The 21947-nt window shown below is 73.6% G+C and carries 21 protein-coding genes; 11 read left to right on the top strand and 10 right to left on the bottom strand.

Translation table 11 applies throughout. The annotated features are described in order from the left end of the window. Positions 1–4 precede the first annotated feature (4 nt). A complete protein-coding gene (locus ACU436_RS40325) occupies positions 5–451 on the top strand; it encodes a nitroreductase/quinone reductase family protein (protein WP_459032427.1) in 447 nt (148 codons plus the stop codon). Between the two features lie 3 nt (positions 452–454). Here the strand turns inward: ACU436_RS40325 and putP are convergent, their stop codons facing one another. Beyond that, entirely contained in the window at positions 455–2128 is a 1674-nt protein-coding gene (gene putP / locus ACU436_RS40330) for a sodium/proline symporter PutP (RefSeq protein ID WP_459032428.1), read from the bottom strand. Next, positions 2044–2967 (bottom strand): proline dehydrogenase family protein, encoded by a 924-nt coding sequence (locus ACU436_RS40335; protein WP_459032429.1) that lies wholly within the window; start codon positions 2965–2967, stop codon positions 2044–2046. Before ACU436_RS40335 ends, putP begins: the two co-directional genes overlap by 85 nt. Before the next feature lie 368 nt (positions 2968–3335). Between ACU436_RS40335 and ACU436_RS40340 the strand changes: the two genes are divergently transcribed. The 4 genes from ACU436_RS40340 (at position 3336) to pruA (ending at position 7932) form a co-directional block, all read left to right on the top strand. Beyond that, positions 3336–4913, top strand: coding sequence for a PucR family transcriptional regulator (locus ACU436_RS40340; protein ID WP_459032430.1), 1578 nt, complete (start codon positions 3336–3338; stop codon positions 4911–4913). A gap of 330 nt (positions 4914–5243) precedes the next feature. Next, on the top strand, positions 5244–5717 hold the full coding sequence (locus tag ACU436_RS40345; RefSeq protein WP_459032431.1) for an ArsR/SmtB family transcription factor: 474 nt from the start codon (positions 5244–5246) through the stop codon (positions 5715–5717). Further along, positions 5714–6181 carry an SRPBCC family protein gene (locus ACU436_RS40350; protein WP_459032432.1) on the top strand — a complete coding sequence of 156 codons (468 nt, stop codon included), beginning with the start codon at positions 5714–5716 and terminating at the stop codon, positions 6179–6181. Before ACU436_RS40345 ends, ACU436_RS40350 begins: the two co-directional genes overlap by 4 nt. A gap of 125 nt (positions 6182–6306) precedes the next feature. Continuing rightward, entirely contained in the window at positions 6307–7932 is a 1626-nt protein-coding gene (gene pruA / locus ACU436_RS40355) for an L-glutamate gamma-semialdehyde dehydrogenase (RefSeq protein ID WP_459032433.1), read from the top strand. On the opposite strand, the gene ACU436_RS40360 is transcribed toward pruA, so the two are convergent. From ACU436_RS40360 to pdxR, 6 genes are all read right to left on the bottom strand, one after another. Continuing rightward, a complete protein-coding gene (locus ACU436_RS40360; protein WP_459032434.1) occupies positions 7933–9192 on the bottom strand; it encodes a cellulase family glycosylhydrolase in 1260 nt (419 codons plus the stop codon). Continuing rightward, positions 9189–10607 carry a four-carbon acid sugar kinase family protein gene (locus tag ACU436_RS40365; protein WP_459032435.1) on the bottom strand — a complete coding sequence of 473 codons (1419 nt, stop codon included), beginning with the start codon at positions 10605–10607 and terminating at the stop codon, positions 9189–9191. The genes ACU436_RS40360 and ACU436_RS40365 overlap by 4 nt, the downstream gene beginning before the upstream one ends. Next, positions 10604–11365: an SDR family NAD(P)-dependent oxidoreductase gene (locus tag ACU436_RS40370; RefSeq protein WP_459032436.1), complete on the bottom strand. Its 762-nt coding sequence runs from the start codon at positions 11363–11365 to the stop codon at positions 10604–10606. The genes ACU436_RS40365 and ACU436_RS40370 overlap by 4 nt, the downstream gene beginning before the upstream one ends. Then, the gene (locus ACU436_RS40375) at positions 11362–12225 is read right to left on the bottom strand and encodes an NAD(P)-dependent oxidoreductase (protein ID WP_459032437.1); all 864 of its coding nucleotides are present in this window, start codon (positions 12223–12225) and stop codon (positions 11362–11364) included. Before ACU436_RS40375 ends, ACU436_RS40370 begins: the two co-directional genes overlap by 4 nt. Before the next feature lie 11 nt (positions 12226–12236). Then, positions 12237–12926, bottom strand: a complete 690-nt coding sequence (locus ACU436_RS40380) for a FadR/GntR family transcriptional regulator (protein ID WP_459032438.1) — start codon at positions 12924–12926, stop codon at positions 12237–12239. 224 nt (positions 12927–13150) lie between these two features. Further along, positions 13151–14554: a MocR-like pyridoxine biosynthesis transcription factor PdxR gene (pdxR, locus tag ACU436_RS40385; RefSeq protein WP_459032439.1), complete on the bottom strand. Its 1404-nt coding sequence runs from the start codon at positions 14552–14554 to the stop codon at positions 13151–13153. Between the two features lie 29 nt (positions 14555–14583). Here pdxR and ACU436_RS40390 point away from each other — a divergent pair, with 29 nt between their 5' ends. From ACU436_RS40390 to ACU436_RS40415, 6 genes are all read left to right on the top strand, one after another. Further along, entirely contained in the window at positions 14584–15234 is a 651-nt protein-coding gene (locus tag ACU436_RS40390; protein ID WP_459032440.1) for a pyridoxamine 5'-phosphate oxidase family protein, read from the top strand. Positions 15235–15275: 41 nt separating this feature from the next. Then, positions 15276–15635 (top strand): hypothetical protein, encoded by a 360-nt coding sequence (locus ACU436_RS40395; RefSeq protein WP_459032441.1) that lies wholly within the window; start codon positions 15276–15278, stop codon positions 15633–15635. 38 nt (positions 15636–15673) lie between these two features. Next, positions 15674–17824, top strand: a complete 2151-nt coding sequence (locus ACU436_RS40400; RefSeq protein ID WP_459032442.1) for a prolyl oligopeptidase family serine peptidase — start codon at positions 15674–15676, stop codon at positions 17822–17824. Continuing rightward, positions 17821–18819: a mechanosensitive ion channel family protein gene (locus ACU436_RS40405; protein WP_459032443.1), complete on the top strand. Its 999-nt coding sequence runs from the start codon at positions 17821–17823 to the stop codon at positions 18817–18819. Before ACU436_RS40400 ends, ACU436_RS40405 begins: the two co-directional genes overlap by 4 nt. Positions 18820–18837: 18 nt before the next feature. Continuing rightward, positions 18838–19230 carry a globin gene (locus ACU436_RS40410; protein ID WP_459032444.1) on the top strand — a complete coding sequence of 131 codons (393 nt, stop codon included), beginning with the start codon at positions 18838–18840 and terminating at the stop codon, positions 19228–19230. Between the two features lie 82 nt (positions 19231–19312). Continuing rightward, a complete protein-coding gene (locus ACU436_RS40415; RefSeq protein WP_459032445.1) occupies positions 19313–20890 on the top strand; it encodes a glycoside hydrolase family 13 protein in 1578 nt (525 codons plus the stop codon). 10 nt (positions 20891–20900) lie between these two features. On the opposite strand, the gene ACU436_RS40420 is transcribed toward ACU436_RS40415, so the two are convergent. Next, positions 20901–21533, bottom strand: coding sequence for a hypothetical protein (locus ACU436_RS40420; RefSeq protein WP_459032446.1), 633 nt, complete (start codon positions 21531–21533; stop codon positions 20901–20903). Beyond that, the gene (locus ACU436_RS40425) at positions 21530–21946 is read right to left on the bottom strand and encodes an acyl-CoA thioesterase (RefSeq protein WP_459032447.1); all 417 of its coding nucleotides are present in this window, start codon (positions 21944–21946) and stop codon (positions 21530–21532) included. The genes ACU436_RS40420 and ACU436_RS40425 overlap by 4 nt, the downstream gene beginning before the upstream one ends. Position 21947 lies beyond the last annotated feature (1 nt).

The following is a 21947-nucleotide window of genomic DNA, read 5'->3' on the forward strand; positions in this document are numbered from 1 at the left end:
TACCGTGGCGACGCCCACGCTGCCGAGCTGGCTCCCCGCCGCGAACCGCCTGGTCAGGCTGTTGCAGCGGCTCGGGCTGCGGCTCGGCACGATCCACGTGCTCACCGTGCCGGGCCGCGTCTCCGGCACACCCCGGACCACCCCGGTCTCACCACTCACGGTCGACGGGCACCGGTACGTGATCGCCGGGCTGCCGCAGTCGGACTGGGCCCGCAACGTCCGGGCCGCGGGCCGGGGCGAGCTCGCCTGCGGACGCAACCGGCAGCAGGTCACGCTGACCGAGGTCACCGACCCGGACCTCCGCCGCGCCGTGGTGCGCGCCTTCCCCACCGAGGTGCCGCACGGCGTGCCGTTCTTCGTGCGGCTCGGGCTCGTGCAGGTCGGCGACCCCGACGAGTTCGCCGGGATCGCCGACCGGGTGGCCGTCTTCGAACTGCGTGCCGTCGGGTAACGGCTACGCGGCGGCGACCTTCTTCTGTTGGGCGACCGCGACCGCCGTGTCGAACTCGCGATCCAACTCCGGGTTCGGTGTGTAGGTCATCCGGCTGACAATGACGGCGACCACGAGATTCGCGATGAACCCGGGCACGATCTCGTACAGGTCCACGCCCGAGACGGCTTCTCCGTAGGCGTCCCACACGAAGACGATGACGGCACCGGCGACCATTCCGGCCAGCGCACCCCAGTTCGTGAGCCTGCGCCAGAACAGGCACAGCAGGATGGCCGGCCCGAAGGATGCGCCGAAGCCCGCCCAGGCGAACGCGACCAGGTCCAGGATCGTGTCGCTCGGGTTGACGGCCAGCACGCCGGCGATCACGGCGACCGCCAGCACGCACAGCCGACCGAGCAGCAGCATGGTGCGCGGCGAGGTGTCCCGGCCGAAGACCTTGTACAGGTCCTCGACGAAGGCCGAGGAGCTGACGATCAGCTGGCTCGACACGGTGCTCATGATCGCCGCCAGCACGGCGGCGAACACGAAGCCGACGATCAGTGGGTGCAGCAGGATCTGCGACATCGCCAGCACCACGAGCTCGGGGTCGTCCAGCGCGTTCTGCGTGCGCTGGAAGAACGCGATACCGACGAGGCCGCACGCGACCGCCCCGAGCAGCGACACGACCATCCAGCTGATCCCGATCCGCCGCGCCGGCCCCGCCGATGCGGCGTCCCGCATGGCCATGAACCGCACGATGATGTGCGGCTGGCCGAAGTAGCCCAGGCCCCACGCCGCCGCCGAGATGATGCCGATCACCGTCGTCACGGACAAGGCCTCGCCCCCCACCAGGGACAGCCGTGCCGGGTCGACCTCGCGGATCGCCGCCGCGGTCTCTCCGAGCCCACCGACCGCGAAGATCGCGATGACCGGCACGACCAGCAGGGCGATCATCATCATCACCCCCTGCACCACGTCGGTGAGAGAGGCTCCGAGGAAGCCGCCGAACAGGGTGTAGCCCAGGGTCACGACCGCAACGAGGATCACGCCCACCAGGTAGGAGCCGTCGAAGGCGATCACGAAGAACTGGCCACCGGCAACCAGCATCGATGAGACGTAGAACGTGAAGAACACCAGGATGATGGCGCCCGACGCGACCCGCAGCGCCCGCGAGGTGTCGTGCAGCCGGTTCTCGAGGAAGCTCGGGATCGTGATCGAGTTCTGCGCCACCTCGGTATAGGAGCGCAGCCGCGGCGCCACGAACAGCCAGTTCAGGTAGGCGCCGATGGTCAGGCCGATGGCGATCCACGCCTCGATCAGTCCCGAGACGTAGATCGCTCCGGGAAGGCCCATCATCAGCCAACCCGACATGTCCGATGCACCCGCGCTCAGCGCGGCCGTCCACGGTGGGAGCTGGCGCCCGCCGAGCATGTACCCCTCGTGGTCGGCCGTCTGCCGGTAGGCGTAATAGCCGATCCCCATCATCGCCGCGAAGTAGATGACCAGCGCAGTGACCTCGTAGGCCTGATCGGACATTCGTGGTTCCTCCCCGTCGAGGTTTACATTCTCGGCACGCCGGCCGGGATGCCGTAAGGGGTGTGGCGTTCCGAGTTTCAGCCGCGGGTCACGAGTGAGCGCACGAAGAACGCCAGGTTGGCGGGTCGCTCGGCCAGGCGGCGCATGAAGTACCCGAACCACTCCGTGCCGTAGGGCAGGTAGACGCGCACCCGCAACCCGCGCGCGGCGAGGTCGGCCTGCGCATGCGGGCGCACGCCGTAGAGCATCTGCAGCTCGTAGTCGTCGACGGAACGCCCGCCCCGCTCCGCGAGGTGGCGGGCGATCGCGACCAACCGGGGGTCGTGCGTCGCCGCCATCGGCAGCCCCTCGCCGGCCATCAGGATCTTGAGGCATCGGACGTAGGACAGGTCGACCTCGGTGGCGCTCCGGAAGGCCACCGCCTCCGGCTCGTCGTACGCGCCCTTGCACAGCCGCACGCGGGAGCCGGGGCCGGCGAGGTCCCGGCAGTCCCCCTCGGTGCGCCGCAGCTGGGACTGCAGCACCGCCCCCACCCACGGGAAGTCCACACGAAGGTCCCGGACGGTGCCGAGGGTGGCGTCGGTGGTGGTGTGGTCCTCCATGTCGACGGTGACGGTGGTGCCCACCCCGGCCGCCGCCTCGCACACCTGCCGCGCCGACTCCAGCGCGATCTTCTCGCCGTCCCGCGGCAGCCGCTGCCCGAGCGCCGACAGCTTCACCGACACCTCGACCCGGCCCGCGAGCCCCTCACTCCCGAGCCGCCGCAGCAGCGCCAGGTAGGCGCCCACGTTCGCCTCGGCCTGCCCGCGCTCGGCGGTGTCCTCGCCGAGGTGGTCGATCGTGACGAGCCGGTCGGACGTGATCGTGCGCGCCGCGGCGATCGCCGCGTCCACCGTGGTGCCGGCGACGAAACGATCGACCAGCGGGTCGAACGGGCCGGCCTCCACGGCCGCACGGACGGCGCTCGACCGGGCCGCCGCCAGCAGGGTGCTGCGAAGCATGCGGAGGAAGTTAGATCGTGGGGGACGCCACAGGCTCGTCCGAGCGAACAACGTTTCTGCGGCGCCCTGGTGCGATTCGACAGCGATCGGGTTCCTCCTGGCCGCCTTTCTCGACGGCGCCCGTCGCGGCGAGTTCGACCACCTGCTCCGCTAGCCGGCACCGCCACCTCTCAGCGAGCGAGATCGTTCTCAGCCGCACATCGCCGTGGTCGGCACAGCAATCACCATCGCCGTCGTGGAGCCCTCGGTGTGCTGCTGAGATCGATCACTACCCCCTCCGGCGGCGATGCCGCTCTGTCGCTCGTCCGACCGGCTAAGGTTCGGCCACCTCCCTCGTCCGATCCGACGAGGGCGGCGAGGAGGCCGGCATGGACACCACACTCCGCCGGCTGCTCGCCGCGATCGGCGAGCCGCTGGTGGAGGTGGCCGCGGCGCCGTCCGGCCTGGACGTGCCGCTGACCGGGCTCGCGATCGTCGACCCCGACGACGAGCCCGATCGGTATCCCGGGCAGCTGGTGCTGGTGATCGGGGTGCGGGGGCGGGCCGCGACGGCCGCGTTGCGGGCGGCGGCGCGGCGGGGTGCGGCCGCGGTGGCGGTGAAGGCGGGCGGCCCGGCGGACGTGCTGCGCGCTGCCGCCACGGACGCGGGCGCGGCGCTCCTGCTGGTGCGGCCGGACGTGCGGTGGGAGCGCCTCGAGTCGCTCGCGCGTGACGTCCTCCACGAGGGCGGGGCGGCGGGCGACGACGGCTCGGGCGACCTGAACTCGCTCGCGCAGACCGTCGCACTGCTCACCCGCGGCGTCGTCAGCATCGAGGACACCGCGAGCAGGGTGCTCGCCTACTCCCGCTCGGACGCGGACGCGGCGCAGGTCGACGAGCTGCGCAGGCTCTCGATCCTGGGCCGGCAGGGCCCCGCCGACTACCTGCGCACGCTGCGCGACTGGGGCGTGTTCGACCGGTTGCGGGACGGCGAGGACGTCGTCCACGTCGACGAACACGCCGAGCTGGGCATCCGGCGCAGGCTCGCGATCGGCATCCACGCCGGACCCCGGCAGCTCGGCACGATCTGGGTGCAGGAGGGTGCGGAGCCGTTCGCCGAGCGCGCGGCGGAGGTGCTGGTCGGCGCGGCGCGCGTGGCGGCAGGCCACCTCGTGCGCCGCCGCAGCCAGCAGTCGCCCGGGGGGCGGTGGGAGCGGGACCTGGTGGCCGGCCTGCTCGACGGCCGGGCGAGCCCCGACCTGGTGGCCGGCACGTTCGGGCTGAACGAGGACGGGGGCGCGCTGGTCGTCGCGTTCGCGGTGCGCGACGGGGAGGCCGCCTCCCAGGAGCTGGTCGTCTCGGAGCTCGTCGAGGTCGTGTCCGTGCACGCGGCGGCCCACCGGCGGGCGGCGCTGTGCGCGGCGGTCGGGGCACGCGTGTACGCGGTCCTGCCGGAGGTCCACGGCACGGAGGCGGTCCGGACGCTGTGCACCGAGGTCGTGGCCGCCGCCCGGCGGCGCAGCGGCATCCGCGTACAGGCCGGGATCGGGTCCCCCGCGGCGCAGCTCGCGGGGGTGCCGGGCTCCCGGCGCGAGGCCGACCGGGTGCTCGACGCGATGGCCGAGGGGCAGGACGTGGCCGTGTTCGGCGAGATCCGCGCCGAGGTGCTGCTCACCCAGACCCTCGGGCTCCTGGCGGCCAACCCGGACCTGCGCGACCCCGGCGTGGCCCGGCTGGTCGACTACGACCGGGAGCACCGCACCGACCTCGTCGCCTCCGTGGTGGCATGGCTCGACGCGATGGGCGACGTGCGGGCCGCCGCGGAGCGGCTCACCGTCCACCCCAACACGCTCCGCTACCGGGTGCGGCGGGCGACGGCGATCGCCGGCCTGCGCCTCGACGAACCCCGGGCCCGGCTGGTGCACCACCTCCAGCTCCTGGCCGCTGGACGCGACCGTGCTCAGTGACGGGACGTGGGCCCGTCCCGCAACTCCGCTCCGACGACCGGCGGCGCACCTGCGCGGGCCAGGGCACGATCGGCGCGAGGTGCGCGCACTCGCCCTCCGGAGGGCGGTGAGCCGGCCCTCACAACGATCAACCGCGCATGATCGATCCGAGGTGCGCCACAACGCCCTGCCAGGGGCGACGAGCCACACATCGCCGCGATCAGCTGCCGGTGGCGACGCACCCCGGCCGCGCACACCGCCGCCGGGTCCCGCACGGCCCTCGACCAGCTCGATCCCGCCCACACCCGGAGGGCCTTGACAGCGCCTGCGCGCACCGCAACACTGAACTACATGGTTCAGTGTTCGGGCGGGCTCGACGACTCCTTCCGGGCGCTGTCCGACCCGACCCGCCGCGGGATCCTCGAGCGCCTCGGCGCGCGAGAGGCGTCCGTCAGTGAGCTCGCCGAGCACTTCGGGATGACGCTCACGGGGATGAAGAAGCACATCGGCGTGCTCGAGGAGGCGGGCCTCGTCAGCACGGAGAAGGTCGGCCGGGTCCGGATCTGCCGGATCGGCCCGCGCCGGCTGCAGGACGAGACCGCGTGGATCGCGCGGTACCAGGAGATGCTCGAGGCCCGGCTGGACCGGTTGGGGGCGTTCCTCGAGCGCACCGCGAGCGGGCCGGTGCCGTTCGGCGGTGGAGGCGCGCAGGGAGCGAGGAACGAGCGCCCGAGCACCGGAGGAGCCGGACGGCACCTGGAAGGCCCGCGCGCCGCCGGAGCGCAGCGGAGGCAGTTCGACACAGAGGGAGAGCCAGAGCCATGACCGGAACAACGATCACCACCCCGGCCGAGCGGGAGATCCGCATCGAGCGCGTCTTCGACGCCCCGATCGCACGGGTGTGGCGGGCCTACACCGACCCGGAGCTGATCGCCCAGTGGTGGGGCCGGGGCAACAAGCTCGAGATCGAGCGCATGGAGGTCCAGCGTGGCGGGCACTGGCGGTTCGTCGAACACGGGCCGGAGGGCAGCCACGGGTTCGAGGGCCGCTACCGCGAGGTGACCCCGATGGAGCGGGTGGTGCAGACGTTCGAGTGGGACGGCATGCCGGGGCACGTCGCGGTCGAGACCGCCGAGTTCACCGATCTCGGCGACGGGCGTACGAAGGTCACCGCGACGTCGCTCTTCCACACCGCCGAGGAGCGTGACGGCATGCTGAGCTCCGGCATGGAGATCGGGCTCGACGAGAGCTACGCCGCGCTCGACGAGCTCCTCGCCACGCTGTCCTGAGCGGCCTCCGCAGGATCGTCCGTCCGCACAACACGATCACTGAATCGTTGTCCGTCCGGACGAGCCTGCGGCGGGCAGGGCTTCCTAGGGTTCAGGGCACCTCCGACCCTGGGGAGTCCCCTGCCATGGACGCGATCACCTCCACCCCGGTCCCGCGGAACGAGCCGGTGCGCGACTACGCGCCGGGTTCCCCGGAACGGACGAGCCTGCGGGCCGCGCTCGCCCAGATGGGCGGGACGCGGCACGACCTGACCGCCACCGTCGACGGCCGCCAGCAGATGGCGAGCGGCACGCCGTTCGACGTCGTCGCCCCGCACGATCACGCGCGCGTGCTGGGCACGTCCGCGAACGCCGGGCACGGGGAGGCGAAAGCGGCCGTCGAGGCGGCGCTGCGGGCCGCACCCGCGTGGCGGGAGCTGCCGTTCGAGGCGCGGGCGTCGGTGCTGCTGCGCGCCGCCGACCTGCTGTCCGGGCCGTGGCGGGACCGGATCAACGCCGCCACGATGCTCGGTCAGAGCAAGACCTGCTACCAGGCGGAGATCGACTCCGCCTGCGAGCTCGCGGACTTCTGGCGCTTCAACGTGTCCTACGGCCGCCAGATCCTGGAGAACCAGCCGAACAGTGGCCCGGGCGCGTGGAACCGGATGGACTACCGGCCGCTCGAGGGGTTCGTCTACGCGATCACACCGTTCAACTTCACCGCGATCGCCGGGAACCTCCCCACCGCCCCGGCGCTGATGGGCAACACGGTGATCTGGAAGCCGTCACCCACGCAGACGCTCGCCGCGTGGTACATGATGCGCCTGCTGGAGGAGGCCGGGCTCCCGCCGGGTGTGATCAACATGCTCACTGGCGACGGGCGCGAGATCTCCGAGGTGCTCCTGGCCGACCGCGCACTGGCCGGGATCCACTTCACCGGGTCGTCCGCCACGTTCCAGCACCTCTGGCAGCAGGTCGGGGCGAACATCCCCCACTACGCCACCTACCCGCGGCTGGTCGGCGAGACCGGCGGCAAGGACTTCGTCGTGGCACACGCCTCGGCGGACGTCGACGTGCTGCGCACCGCTCTCGTCCGCGGAGCGTTCGAGTACCAGGGCCAGAAGTGCTCGGCGGCCTCGCGGGCGTTCGTGCCGCGCTCGGTGTGGACCCGGATGCGCGACGACCTCGTCGACGAGGTGAACGGGCTGTCGATGGGCGACGTCGAGGACTTCGGCAACTTCCTCGGCGCCGTCATCGACCGCAGGGCCTACGACAAGGTCACCACGGCGATCGAGCGCGCTCACTCCGACCCGGGGCTCGAGGTGATCGCCGGCGGCTCCGCCGACGATGCCACCGGCTACTTCGTGCGGCCCACGGTCGTCGTCGGCGGCGACCCCGGCCACGAGGTGTTCTCCACCGAGTACTTCGGCCCCCTGCTCGCCGTCAACGTGTACGAGGACGGGCAGTTCGAGCAGGTGCTGGAGCAGGTCGACCGCGGAGCGCCGTACGGGCTCACCGGCGCGGTGGTCGCGCAGGACCGGGCCGCGATCGCGACGGCGTCCGAGGCGCTGCGCTTCGCCGCGGGCAACTTCTACGTCAACGACAAGCCGACCGGCGCCGTCGTCAGCCAGCAGCCGTTCGGCGGTGGGCGCGCGTCGGGCACGAACGACAAGGCCGGCTCGATCTACAACATGCTCCGCTGGGTGAGCCCCCGCACGATCAAGGAGACCTTCGTGGCCCCGACGGCGAGCCGCTACCCGCACCAGGGCTGATCAACCGCGGTTCGCCTTGATCCGCTCCAGGATCCAGCCGATCCCGGGGTTCTCGGGTGTCCCGTCGGCCGCGCCGGACCCGACCTGGAACGTGTTGTTCCACCGGTCCGGCGTTCCCGGTGCGCCCAGGTGATCGGCCGTTCCCACCCGCGACGCCCCCTGGAACCAGCCGGCGGCGTGGACCATCAGGTGGATCTGCTTCCGCGGCGCCTGACCGACGTGGTCGATCAGGCGCCGGTAGGAGTCCTTCCCCGCGCTGGCACCGTCGGTCGCGCTCGTGTAGTCCTCGTCGCGCCACGCGCCGTAGACGCGACGCCACCCGGGGAAGTCGACGTAGTAGCCCCCCGGGGCCGGCACGGACCTGGTCTCGTCGTCGAGGAAGCCCTGGCCGCTGCCGCCGAACGACTCGACGTTGATGATCGGCTTGTCGGTGTGGTCCTGGAGCGTGTCGAACGCGTCGATCGCCTCGTCGCCGTTGCTCCCGGCGTCGTGCATGACGACGTCGACGTCGTCCATGTCCGCGATGTCCTCGCTCTCGTCGGTCTCCACGGTGCCGGTGCCGACCAGGCGGCCCGGCGCGGCCTCCTTCACGGCGCGGAGGTACTCCTCGAGGCTGTCCCCGGACTCGATCGAGTTCGAGTCGTCCGGCTCGTTGTAGACGTCGAAGATGACGTTCGAGTAGTCCTTCAGGGCGGCTGCGGCCGTGTGCGCGGCGGCGGTGAGCGTCTCGGTGGAGTCGTCCTCCGCCGCGGACCGGTAGAACAGCCCGACGATCGCCACCATCCCGCGTGCGTCGGCCGCCTCGACGATCCGCCGCGTCCGCTCGATGACCTGCGCGCCGGTGGTGGAGCCGTTCGCGGTGTGCTGCTCGTCGTGCCCGAACCCGACGATCGAGGTGACTTCCCTCGATTCCTGGTCGATGTCGCCGTCGCGCGTGAACACCGGCGTGTACCCGCCGCTCGATCCCTGCAGCCACACGATGAAGCTGTTCACGCCGTTGTCGCGCCACGTGTCGAGCTGGGAGATCAGCTCGTCGGTCCAGTCGTCGCGCATCGCCGCGCTGGCCACCCGGAACCCGAACAGGGTGGACGGTGTGCCGTTCACCAGGAGCTGGCTGCCCTGCACCGAGACGGTGGTCTGCGATTGGCTCGGCGCGGGCGCAGGCGCGGGCTCCGCGCGGCCCGGCTCCGTCCGCTCCACCGGTCCGCAGGCGGCGATCAGCAGGAGCAGCACGGCGGCCGACGCGGCACGAAGGATCACGACTGGACGGTAGCCAGCACCCGCACGACGTCGAGCAGGGACCGGTCGTCCCCGACGTTGCCGGGGAACACGACGTAGGGGATGCCGGCGGCCGGTCCGCCGACCGGTTCCCACAGCGAGACGATGCCGGGCAGCATCGGCCCGCGGACGATCGCGTGGCGGATCTGCAGGCCCTCGCTCGCGACGTCGGACGACGTGATCCCGCCCTTGGCGATCACGAAGCGCGGCGGGTGCCGGTCCAGCGCCCGGCGGACGACCTCGACGAGCGCGGCCGAGACGGTGCGCGCGATCTGCAGGCTCCCGTCGGGTGTGTCGGCCCGCACCAGCGCGCGGCTGGTGTGGAGCACGACGTCGCCTTCGGCGAGGCCGGCCACGACGCCGTCCGCCACGGCGTCGATCTCCCCGGCCGCGCCGCCGAGCAGCTTCTCGACCTCCAGCTCGACGACCCGGGCGGCGGGATGCTCGGCGCGCAGCACGTCGAACTGCCGGGTGGTGAGGCCGACGTGGGAGCCGATGACCACCAGCCCGCCGCCCGCGCCGGGCGGGCGTCCCGCGAACGCCTCCTCGGCGGTGAGCGGCGCGCGGACCTCCTGCCCGATCCGGCCCCGGACGAACGGCGGCCCCACCCGGTACAGCAGGGTCTTGCCCCGCCGCTCCGCCTCCGCCAGCCCGAGGGCGAGCGCCCGCAGGTCGTTCTCGGTGACGACGTCGGCGACGGCGGGCGCGCCGCCCGTCGCGCCGGCGAGCACATCCGCGACCCGGCCGCCGCGGATCACGTCCAGGTCCAGGACGAGCACGTCGCGCGCCGGGTACCTGCCGCCGGACTTCTCCTCCACGTAGTCGGCCAGCCGCGAGTGCGTGAACCCGAACGTGGCGTCCCGCGCGAACTCGGTCTCGGCCACCGGGGTGAGCCCGCCCGCGTCGTCGCGCATGTAGTGGGTGCCGCCGATCGTGACGCGCCCGGCGTCCGGGAACGCGGGCACGATCACCACGGCGTCGGTGCGCGTCCCGGAGGCCTGCGCGAGCTCGTCGGCGATCACCTCCGGTTCGAGGGGGAAGTGCCCGCGCAGCGTGGAGTCGCTGCGGCTGACGAAGCCGAGCGGCAGGCCACCCGCGGCGGCGAGGGCGTTGCGGACGACCTCGCGGTTGCGCTTCTGCGCCTCGGCCGGATCGAGGCTCCTGGTGTTCGTGAGCACGTACACCGCGGGGGCGTGCTGCGCGAAGGCCCACTCGAGGTCGGCGGCGGCCCAGCGGGTGAGCACCGGCAGGTCGGCAACGGACTGGGTGCCGGTCGGGTCGTCGTCGAGGACGACGAGGGTGCGCCCCGACGCCGCGACGGACGCCGCAACCTCGCTCGCGGGGACCTCGATCTCGGGCGGGTAGCCGGCGAGCAGTTCGGACTCGACCACGGTCATGAGACCTGCAGCCCGCCGTTGATGTCGTACGTCGCGGCGGTGATCCAGCCGGCGTCGTCGCCGAGCAGGAACGCGATGAGCGCCGCCACCTCCTCGCGGGTGCCCACGCGCCCGAGCAGGGTGTCGGCGGACATCGCGGCCTTGCGCTCGTCGGTGAGCAGCCCGCCCATGATGTCGGTGTCGATGGGCCCGGGCGCCACGGCGTTGACGGTGATGCCGTGCTCGCCCACCTCGCGGGCGAGCGCACGGGTGAATCCGATGATCGCGGCCTTCGATGCGCTGTAGGCGACCTTCGAGTAGGTGCCGCCGCCGCGCTGCGCCGAGACCGACGAGACGCTGACGACCCGGCCCCGCTTCCGCTCGATCATGCCGCGCAGCACCCGTTGGGTCACGATGAACGTGCCGCGCATGTTGATCGCGAAGACGCGGTCCCAGCCCTCCACCGTCTCGTTCATGAACGGGACGGGCGAGGCGATCCCGGCGAGGTTGGTCAGGCCGACGATCGGCGGCAGGGCGGCCTCTACCTCGGCGATCGCCGCGTCGACCGCGCCCTGGTCGGAGACGTCCACGCCGACGCCGAGCGCGGGCACGCCACGGTTCGCACCGATCTCGGCAGCCGCCGCCCGCGCCTCGTCGGCGTCGACGTCGAGCACCGCGATCGCCCAGCCCTCACCGGCCAGCCGGTCGGCGGCGGCGCGGCCGATGCCGCGCCGGGAGGCCGCGCCGGTCAGCACGGCGGTGCGTCCGCTGTCGGTCATGCCGTTCCCTCCGAGTAGGTCTCGATCACGCGGGAGTCGTCGCGGGCGATCAGGCCGGCCTCGGCGGCCCGCAGGTAGCGCTCCCGCGCCACCTCGAGCAACGGGGTGCGGGCGCCCACCGCGCCCGCGGCGTCCGCCACCAGCCCGCTGTCCTTCACGAAGATCGAGATCGCGCTGGCGACGTCGACGTCGGTGCCCTGCAACATGCGCCGGCCACGGTCGGACAGCATGAACGACCCGGCGGCACCCTGCTCGACGAGCGAGAGGACCTGGGCCCGGTCCAACCCGAGCGAGCCGGCCAGCGCGAGCGCCTCGGCCGCAGCGACGATGTGGATCGCGCACAGGTGCTGGTTGACGACCTTGATCGCCTGCCCCGCACCGACCTCCCCGCCGACCTCGCGCACGACGCCGAGGGCTTCGAGCACCGGTCGCGCGGCGGCGACGTCCGCGGCCGGACCGGACGCGAAGAGGGTCAGCTCGCCCGTCGCGGCCCGCGCCACCCCGCCCGTGACCGGGACGTCGACGACGGCGGCGCCCGCCCCCGTCAGCCGCGCGGCCTGCGCGCGCACCGACTCCGGCCCCACCGTGCTCATCACGATCCAGCGCTGCCCGCCGACGTCGCGGGCGAGCGCCTCGGTGACGAGGGCGTCGAGTTGGTCGGGCGTGGCCACCATCGCGACCACGAACTCGGCACGGGGCGCCGCGCCGAAGCCGTCCACCGCCGGTACGCCGGCGGCGGCCGCCCGCTCGAGCGCGGCGGGGAGCGTGTCGACGCCGGTCGTGTCGTGGCCGGCATCCACCAGCCTGCGGGCCATCGGCAGGCCGATGGCCCCGGTCCCGACGAACGTGACGGTCGACATGAGGGTCCTCCCTATGGGGGTTCGGTGGCACTGCGCCAGACGACGAAGTGGCGGCGCATCGCGGCGCCCGCGGCGGCACCGTCTCGAGCGGCGAGCGCCTCGACGACCTCGTAGTGCACGGTGTCGGACGGGCGCGGACCGTCGGCGGCCGGCTCGCGTTCCGCGGCGAGCCGCCTGCGCTCCACCACCGCGCCGCGCAGGACGTGCGCCAGTCCGTCCCGCATCAGCGTGAAGATCGGGTTGTCGACCACGCAGAACAGGCGGCGGTGGAACTCCAGGTCGGCCTCCAGGGCGCGGTCCTGGTGGCCGGCGTCGGCGGCGCGCACCATCTCGTCGACGAGCCCGCGGAGCGTGGCGACGTCGTCGTCGGTGACGCGCTCCGCGGCGGCCTCGGCCACGGAGGTCTCCAGCATCTCCCGTGCCGCGCCGAACTGCTCGTGCGTCAGCTGGTCGAGCTGGTGGGAGAGGTCGAAGTAGAGCCGCAGGAAGCGGGCGTCCGGGACGCGCAGGTAGGACCCGCGCCCCTGCGTGCGGTCGAGGAAGCCCAGCATCTCCAGCATTGAGAGCTGTTCGCGCAGCGATCCGCGGCTGACCTCGAGGCTCGCCCCGAGCTCACGCTCGGTCGGCAGCCGCAGCCGGCCGGTGGCCGGCTCGGGCACCGCCTGCTCGGCGAGGCGGCGGACCAGGAAGGACAGCTCCATCGCCCCGCCCTCCGCGAATTGGTTCGACCAATCAGGACGGTAGGTAGCGATGGCCCCCGGGTCAAGGATTGGTCCGACCAACCGTCGGCCGGCGGCAACGTTGACGGTCGAGACCCCGGCCGCCGGCGGTCTGTCGGACCTAAAATGCCCTGCTCTCGGGTGTCAACGGGTGCGACTGCCGCTCAGGGGCCCGGTCGAGCTGGTGCTTGGCACGCCGCGCTGACTCACTGCGTGGCGAGCACGTCCGACACCACCGGCAATGCGCGTTCCAGCTCGGCGCCGGTCGGGCCCGCGTACCCGAGGACGATCCCGGGTCTCGCCGGCGTTCCGGCGAAGTGGCGGGCGAGGCCGTCGAGCCGGACGCCCCGGGCCGCCGCCGCGGCGACGACGGACCGCTCGGTGGCGGCGTCGGGCAGCGGCACCACGACGTGCGCGCCCGCGGCGTCACCCTCCACCGCGAGCCCGGCGGCCCGCACGGCGGCGACGACCGCGACCCGCCGGCCGGCCAGCTCGCGCCGCAGCCGCCGCAGGTGCCGCGGCAGGTCACCGTGGGCCCCGAACGCGGCGAAGACCCGCTGCCCGGCCCGCCCGGGCCGGGCACCGGAGCGCTCGCGGGCGCCCAGGAGCGCCTCCCGCACCGCGGGCGGGGCCACCAGCCACCCGGCCCCCAGCGTCGGCGTCAGCAGCTTGCTCGCCGTGCCGAGGTGGACCACGACGTCGGGCCCGAGCGCCGCGAGCAGCGGCAGCGGCGCGACGTCGTAGCGGAGCTCGCCGTCGTAGTCGTCCTCCAGCACGAGGAACCCCTCGGCGCGGGCCCGCTCCACCAGCGCCACCCGGCGCGCGGCCGAGAGCCGCGAGCCCGTCGGGTACTGGTGGGCCGGCGTGCAGTAGACGGCCGTGAGCCCGCCGGGGAGCGCGTCGACGACGAGGCCGGCGGCGTCCACCGGCACGCTCGTGACGTCGAGCCCGGCGTCGCGCAGCGCGGCGACCGCCCGCTGGTAGCCGGGCTCCTCGACGGCCACCCGGGCGCCCTCCGGAAGCGTGCGGGCGAGTTCCCCGATCGCCGCCGTGCTGCCCCCGGTGGCGAGCACGTCGGCAGGGTCGGCCGGCAGGCCGCGGTGCCGCAGCAGGTGCTCGACGACGGTAACCCGGAACTCGTCCAGCCCCACGGCATCCGGGCCGACGTCGGGCGCGGGGTCGGCGGCCGCCCGCCACGCACGCCGCCACGCGGCCCGGTCGAGCGCGGCGACGCAGGGCGTCCCGGGTGTCAGGTCGACGAGGGCGCGCTCGGGACGCGCAGCGGGCGCGGCCGGGGCACGCACGCGGGCCGGCGGTCCGGCGGGCGCTCCCACCACGTACGTGCCCGACCCGCGCCGTCCCTGCGCCCAGCCCTCGGCGAGCAGCTGGTCGTACGCCGCCGCCGTCACGGTGCGGCTGACGCCCAGGGTCGCCGCGAGTGCGCGCGTCGACGGGAGCCGGTCGCCCGCCCGGAGCGTGCCGTCGGCGGTGGCGGCGCGCAGCGCGTCGGCGAGCTGGACGGCGAGCGGGCGCCGGGCGGCGCGGTCCAGCGGCAGCGGCGGCAGGTCCACGAGTGGCCTTCGGAAGTCGGGCGGAAGTGGCCCTGCCACGATGCCACCTCCCGACCGACGATGGGAGTGTGAGCCTCTCGACGACCGAACGCACCGCCCTGACCCGCCACCGCGAGCGCGGCCGCACCGACCGCGCCGACCTGCACGCCGTGCTCGACGCGGGGCTCGTCGGCCACTTCGGGCTCGTCCGCGACGGCGCCCCGGTCGTGCTGCCCACCGGCTACGGGCGCATCGACGACACGGTCTACGTGCACGGCTCCACCGGCGCCGGCTGGCTCCGGATCGACGACGGCACCCCGGTCTGCCTGACCGTCACCCACGTCGACGGGATCGTCTACGCCCGCTCGGTCTTCAGCCATTCGATGAACTACCGCAGCGCCGTGGTGCACGGTCCCGCCCGGCTCGTCACCGACCCCGCGGAGAAGCTGGCCGGGCTGCGCGCCATCGTGGAACAGCTCTCGCCCGGTTCGTGGGAGCACGCCCGCGAGCCGGACCGCCGCGAGCTCGCCGCCACCGCCGTCTTCGCGGTCGACCTCGCCGAGGCGAGCGTGAAGGTGCGCACCGGCCCGCCGGCCGACGACGCGCCCGACGTCGCCGCGGGCGGCCGCTGGGCCGGCGTGCTGCCGGTGCGCACGGTCTTCGGCGTCCCCGAGGCGTGCCCGACCCTCCCCGGCGACACCGCGGCACCCACCCACGTCGCCGACCGCCGGCCGGGTTAACCGATTGCTCGCGACGGGCTCGCCGACGGATCGTGTCCGGCATGTCCAGGATCGACGTGCGTCGCGACGATGGGGAACTGATCGGGTTCGTCGAGCCGGCCGGTGACGGTTGCTGGCGCGCGCTGGTGGTCTTCGGTGCCGAGCTCGCCACCGCGCCCGACCGCGACACCGCGATCGCCGAGGTCCGGGCGGCCGGGCTCGGGGTGCTCGCCGAGCGCTGGTGGTACCACGACGGCAAGGAGTGGTTGCCCGCCGCGATCCAGGAGGCCGGCCCCGGCCACGTCACCGCGGTGGTGGGGGACGGGAGCCGCTCGGTCAACGCGATCGGCAACCCCGACGCCGCAACCCCGCTCACGCTCACCGGGCCGGACGCGGCAGCTCTGCGGAGGCGGCCTGCCTGACGGAGACCACCGGACCGGGTGACGTAACCTCGGCCCGCGTGAACGCTCCCTACCCGGCCGCCGAGCGGCTCGACCTGGTCGAGGTCCTGCACGGGCACCGCGTGGCCGACCCGTACCGGTGGCTCGAGGATCCGGACGACCCGCGCACGCGGGAGTGGTCGGCCGCGCAGGACCTGCTGACGCGCGGGCACCTCGACGGGCTCCCGGGCCGGGACGCGCTCGCCACCCGGCTCAGCGGGCTCATGTCGGCGGGGTCGGTGTCGGCCCCGCTGTGGCGCGCCGGGCGCCGGTTCTCCACCCGCCGCGAGCCGGGTCAGGAGTACGCGGTGCTGCACGTCCGGGAGCCCGGCGGCGACGACCGGGTGCTGCTCGACCCGGTGGCCCTCGACCCGACCGGGCGCACCACGCTCGACGGCTGGGTGCCCGACCTGGAGGGTCGCCTGCTCGCCTACCAGCTCTCCAGCGGCGGCGACGAGCACTCGGTCCTGCACGTCCTGGACGTCGCCACCGGGAAGGACGTCCAGGAGCCGATCGACCGCTGCCGCTACTCCGACGTCTCGTGGCTGCCCGGCGGCGAGGGGTTCGTGTTCGTGCGGATGGTCGCCGAGGACGAGGTCCCGGCCGGGGAGCAGGCGTTCCACCGCCGGGTCTGGCGGCACCGGCTGGGCACGCCCACCGCGGACGACGAGCTGATCGACGGTCCCGGGCTCTACGACGAGCACACCTACTACGGCGTGCACGTCTCGCGGGACGGCGGCTGGCTCGTCGTCACCGGCAACATCGGCACGGCCCGCCGGGACAGCGTGTGGATCGCGGAGCTGGGCGACGACGGGAAGACCGCACCGCTCACGCCGGTGCTCACCCAGGCCGACGACGTGCAGTGCCACGCGTGGGTCGACCGGGACGGGCTGCTGTACCTGCACACCACCGACGGCGCGCCCCGCTGGCGCCTGGCCGTCACCGATCCGCGCACCCCGGCCCGGGAGCACTGGCGCGAGCTGGTGGCCGAGGACCCGGGCTCGGTGCTGCAGGCGGTACGCCGCCTGGAACGGCCGGACGGTGCGCCCCTGCTCGCGCTCGCCCGCACCCGGCACGCCGTGGCCGAGGTCGTGCTGCACGACGCCGCGGACGGCAGCGTGCACGGCACCGTCCCGCTGCCGGGCCCCGGGGGACGGAAGCCGGCGGAGCCTGCGGAGCCGGCGGGGTGGGTGAGCGCAGGTTCGTTGACCGGCTTCTCCGTGGCCGACCGGGACACGCCCGCCGAGGCGGGCCGGCTCTGGCTCGGCTGGACCGACCTGGTCACACCCCCGGAGGTGCATCGCTACGACCTCGCCGGCAACAGGACGGTCCGGGAGGTCGCGGCGCCCGGCGCCGTCGACGTGCCGGCGGTGCGCACCGAGCACCGCGAGTTCACCTCGGTCGACGGGACGACCGTGCGGATGTTCGTCATCTCGCCGCCCGACGCGACCGGCCCGCGGCCGACACTCGTCACCGGGTACGGCGGCTTCGGCATCAGCCGCGAACCGGCCTACACCGCGTCCGCGCTCGCCTGGGTCGAGGCCGGCGGGAGGTTCGCGCTGGTGTCCCTGCGCGGCGGCGGCGAGGAGGGTGAGGAGTGGCATCTCGCCGGGAACCGCGCCGACAAGCAGAACGTCTTCGACGACCTGCACGCCGCGGCCACGGCCTTGATCGACGCCGGCGACACCGACACCGACCGGCTCGCGATCATGGGCGGCTCCAACGGCGGCCTGCTCGTCGGCGCCGCCCTCACCCAGCGCCCCGACCTGTACCGGGCCGTCGTCTGCTCGGCTCCGCTCCTCGACATGGTGCGCTACGAGGAGTTCTCGCTCGGCCGCACCTGGAACGACGAGTACGGCACCGCCGCCGACCCCGAAGAGATCGGCTGGCTGCTGAACTACTCGCCGTACCACCACGTCGACGAAGGTGTGGCCTATCCGGCGGTGCTCTTCACCGTGTTCGACTCCGACACCCGGGTCGACCCGCTGCACGCCCGCAAGATGTGCGCCGCCCTGCAGCACGCCACCACCGGCGACCCGCACACCCGACCCGTCCTCATCCGCCGCGAGACCGACGTGGGCCACGGTGCCCGCGCGGTCTCCCGCAGCGTCGCGCTGGCGGTCGATCAGCTGTCCTTCCTCGCCGCCCACACCGGTCTGGAGCTGCCGTGACCACCGCGCCCCTGCCCACCGCCGCCGTCCCCGACCAGCCCGCCTGCGCCGCCGACGCCGGCAGCTGGTGCTCCGAGTTCTACAAGTGGACCAACAGCGACTTCCTGGCCCGTTCCGCCGACACGATCGTGTCCACGACGTTCAACGTGGTGCTGATCATCGTGCTCTGCGTCGTGGCCAGGTACCTGATCCAGCGTGCGATCAACCGCATCATCGACGGGGCGACGAACTCCCGGCTCTCCCGCATGGTCGGTCGCACGCCACGGCTGCGCGGCGGCGCGAACAGCAACGGCTCGACCAGCCCGCGCCGCGCGCAGCGGGCCCGCACGATCGGCTCGGTGCTGCGCTCCATCAGCTCGGTCGTCATCCTCGTGGTCGGCGCGGTCATGGTGCTCGCCGAGTTCGGCGTCGCACTGGCCCCGATCCTCGCCTCGGCCGGGATCGTCGGCGTCGCGGTCGGGTTCGGCGCCCAGAACCTCGTGCGCGACTTCCTGTCGGGCATGTTCATGCTGCTGGAGGACCAGTACGGCGTCGGGGACATCATCGACGCCGGCGAGGCCAGCGGCGTCGTCGAGGCCGTCGGGCTGCGGATCACCACGCTGCGAGACCACCAGGGCACCGTCTGGTACGTCCGCAACGGCGAGATCCTGCGCGTCGGCAACAAGAGCCAGGGCTACGCCGTCGCCGTCCTCGACCTGCCGCTGTCCCACACCGCCGACATCCCCAGCGCGCGCGACATCGCCGAGCGCGCCGCCACCGAGCGCGTCGCCGAGGAGGACGTGGCCGACTCCGTGCTCGAGCCGCCCGAGATGCTCGGCGTCGAACGCGTCGCGCCGGAGGGCGTCACGCTGCGCCTCACCGTCAAGGTCAAGCCGGGCCGGCAGTTCGCCGTGCAACGCGCCCTCAACGCCGCCATCGCCGACGCGTACGAGGACGCCGCCGTCCCCCGCCCCTCGGTCTACCCGAGCTCGGACTCCCGCCCCTCGGTGCCGTAGGTCCCACGGCGAGGGATGATGGACCCCGTGACCGATCCTCAGAACTTCTACGCCGAGGTCGGCGGAGCCCCGGTCTTCGAGAAGCTCGTCCGGCGCTTCTACGAGCAGGTCGCCGAGGACGAGGTGCTGCGGCCTCTCTACCCGGAGGAGGACCTCGGGCCGGCCGAGGTCCGGCTGCGGATGTTCCTCGAGCAGTACTGGGGCGGCCCGCGCACCTACTCCGAGCAGCGCGGCCACCCGCGCCTGCGGATGCGGCACGGGCCGTTCACGATCGGACCCATCGAGCGCGACGCCTGGCTGCGCTGCATGCGGGTGGCGGTCGACGACGCCGGCCTGGACCCCGCCCACCGTGACCAACTGTGGCAGTACCTCACCTACGCCGCGGCCAGCATGGTCAACAGTCACTTCTGAGTTTCACCCGAGAGCTCGAAGAACTACCCGGTGTGACGAACAGCCCTCGCTCCGTCCACGTTCGCTTGGCAGTATCTGCCCCGTGCAGTGGTGGCGTGACGCAGTGGTGTACCAGATCTACGTCCGCTCCTTCTCCGACGCAGACGGCGACGGCATCGGTGACCTGGAGGGCATCCGGGCCCGGCTCGGGTACCTCGAGCTGCTCGGCGTCGACGCGCTGTGGCTCACGCCGTTCTACACGTCACCGATGGCCGACCACGGCTACGACGTGGCGGACGCCCGCGACGTCGACCCGGCGTTCGGCGACCTCGCCGCGTTCGACCGCCTCGTCGACGAGGCCCACGAGCACGGCCTGCGCGTCACGATCGACCTCGTGCCGAACCACACGTCCAGCGAGCACGGGTGGTTCCGCGCCGCGCTCGACGCCGCACCCGGCAGCCCCGAGCGGGCCCGCTACCACTTCCGCCGCGGGCGCGGCCCGAACGGCGACGAGCCGCCGAACAACTGGCAGAGCGTCTTCGGCGGGCCGGCCTGGACGCGGGTGCAGGACCCGGACGGCAGCCCCGGTGAGTGGTACCTGCACCTGTTCGCCCCCGAGCAGCCGGACCTGAACTGGACGAACGCCGAGGTGTGGGCCGACCTGGAGAAGACCCTGCGGTTCTGGCTCGACCGCGACGTCGACGGGTTCCGCATCGACGTCGCCCACGGCATGAGCAAGCCCCCCGACCTCCCGGACGCGCGGGAGCACCGCGCCTCGACGGGCGACGGCGAGCGGTGGGCAGCCTCCGTCGTCGAACCGGACCCGAGGTTCGACCACGACGACGTCCACAGCGTGCACCGCATGATCCGCGCCGTGCTCGACCACTACCCCGGCCGGCTCGTCGTCGGGGAGGTGTGGGTGGGCGACAGCGCGCGGTTCTCCCGCTACGTGCGCCCCGACGAGCTGCACCTCGGCTTCAACTTCCGGCTCGTGCGGGCGCCGTTCGAGGCCGCCGCGATCCGGACCGCGATCGAGCAGTCGCTCGCCTCCATCGCCGACGTGGGCGCCCCACCGGCGTGGACGCTGTCCAACCACGACGTCTCCCGCCCCGTCACGCGCTACGGCGGTGGCGTCGAGGGCCTCGCGCGCGCCCGGGCGATGGCCCTCGTGGAGCTGGCGCTGCCCGGGGTCGTCTACCTCTACAACGGCGAGGAGCTCGGCCTCCCCGACGTCGACCTCCCCGACGACGTCCTGCAGGACCCGATGTGGGAGCTCTCCGGCCACACCCGCCGGGGCCGGGACCGCTGCCGCGTGCCGATCCCCTGGGAGGGCAGTGCACCGGGCTACGGGTTCACCTCGGGCGACCCGTGGCTGCCGATGCCCCCGGACTACGGCAAGCTGGTCGCCGCGGAGCAGCTGGAGGACACCGGCTCCATGCTGTCGCTGGTGCGGCGCGCGATCGAGCTGCGCAAGACCCACCCCGGCTTCGCGGGAGAGGATCTGGAGTGGTTCGGCGCGCCGGAGGGCTGCTTCGCGTTCCGCCGGGCCGGCACCACCCTCGTCTGCGCGCTGAACACCTCGTCCGCCGTGGTCCCGCTCCCGCCCGGCGAGGCGCTGCTGGCCAGCGGCCCGCTCCTCGACGGCATGCTGCCGCCCGACACCGCCGCCTGGCTGGCCTGATCCGGTGAGCTCAGCCCACGAGCAGCGGGAGCGCCGTGACGCGCCGGCGCACGACCGCGCCGTAGCGGGCGTCGAGCCGCATCCACGTGCCGGTGGCCGACACGCGCACCACGCCGGCGTCCGGGCCGGAGTCGCCGAGGAACCCCATCCCGGACAGGGCGAACAGGCAGCGCAGCGGCACCTTCACCGCGGGACGGGCACCGGCCGAGACCGTGAGCACCGTCTGGTCCAGCAACGACGCCGGCGGCCCCAGTGGACCCGCGTTCTCCCGGGCGACCGCGAGCCCGCGCTCGGTGAGCCGTTCCAGCTCCGCGGCCGGCACGTCGTCGACGGGCTGCCAACCCTCCGACGGGGGCAGCTCACCGTGCCAGAGCCCGCCCGTGCCGGGGTCCACCGTGCCCGCCCGCTCGACCGTGAGCGCCGTGAGCAAGCCCGAGGCGGGCATCGTGACGTCGGCGGGCTCGAGCTCGCCGTGCACGGTGCGGGTGGCGAGCACGTCGAACGGGGTGGCCGCCCACGCCGTGACGGTGTCGCCGCCGCCCTGCATCCGCACGAGCGCCGCCTGGTCGAGCCGCACCACCCGCGCGACGAACGCCCCGAGGTCGCCGCGCTCGTCCGGATCCGGGACCGTCAGCCGGGTCATGCCGCCCACTTCCCCAGGAACTCCCGCTCCTCCGGGGTCAGCCGCCGCGGCCGCTGGGCGTCCAGGTCGAACGCGGCGAGCCGCGTCTCGGCCGTGACGGCGACGGCGTCACCCTCGTCGGGCCCGCCGTGCATGACGTACCGGATGCGGAACGCCGCAGCCCGCATGTCGTCCACCGTCATCGCCACCCGCAGCCGCCGGGACCCGTAGGAGATCTGGCGCTTGTAGTCCACGGACAGGCCGGTGACGAGCAGGCCGGCGGCGAAGCCGGACACACCTGCGGCGCCCGCGGCGTCGAAGACCAGCTGGATGCGGGCCTCCTCCAGCAGCGTCACGGCGACCGCGTGGTTGACGTGCCGGAAGACGTCCTGGTCGGACCAGCGCACGGCGACGTGCGCGATGAAAGGAGCCACG

This window comes from Pseudonocardia wallangbongensis, assembly GCF_054486945.1.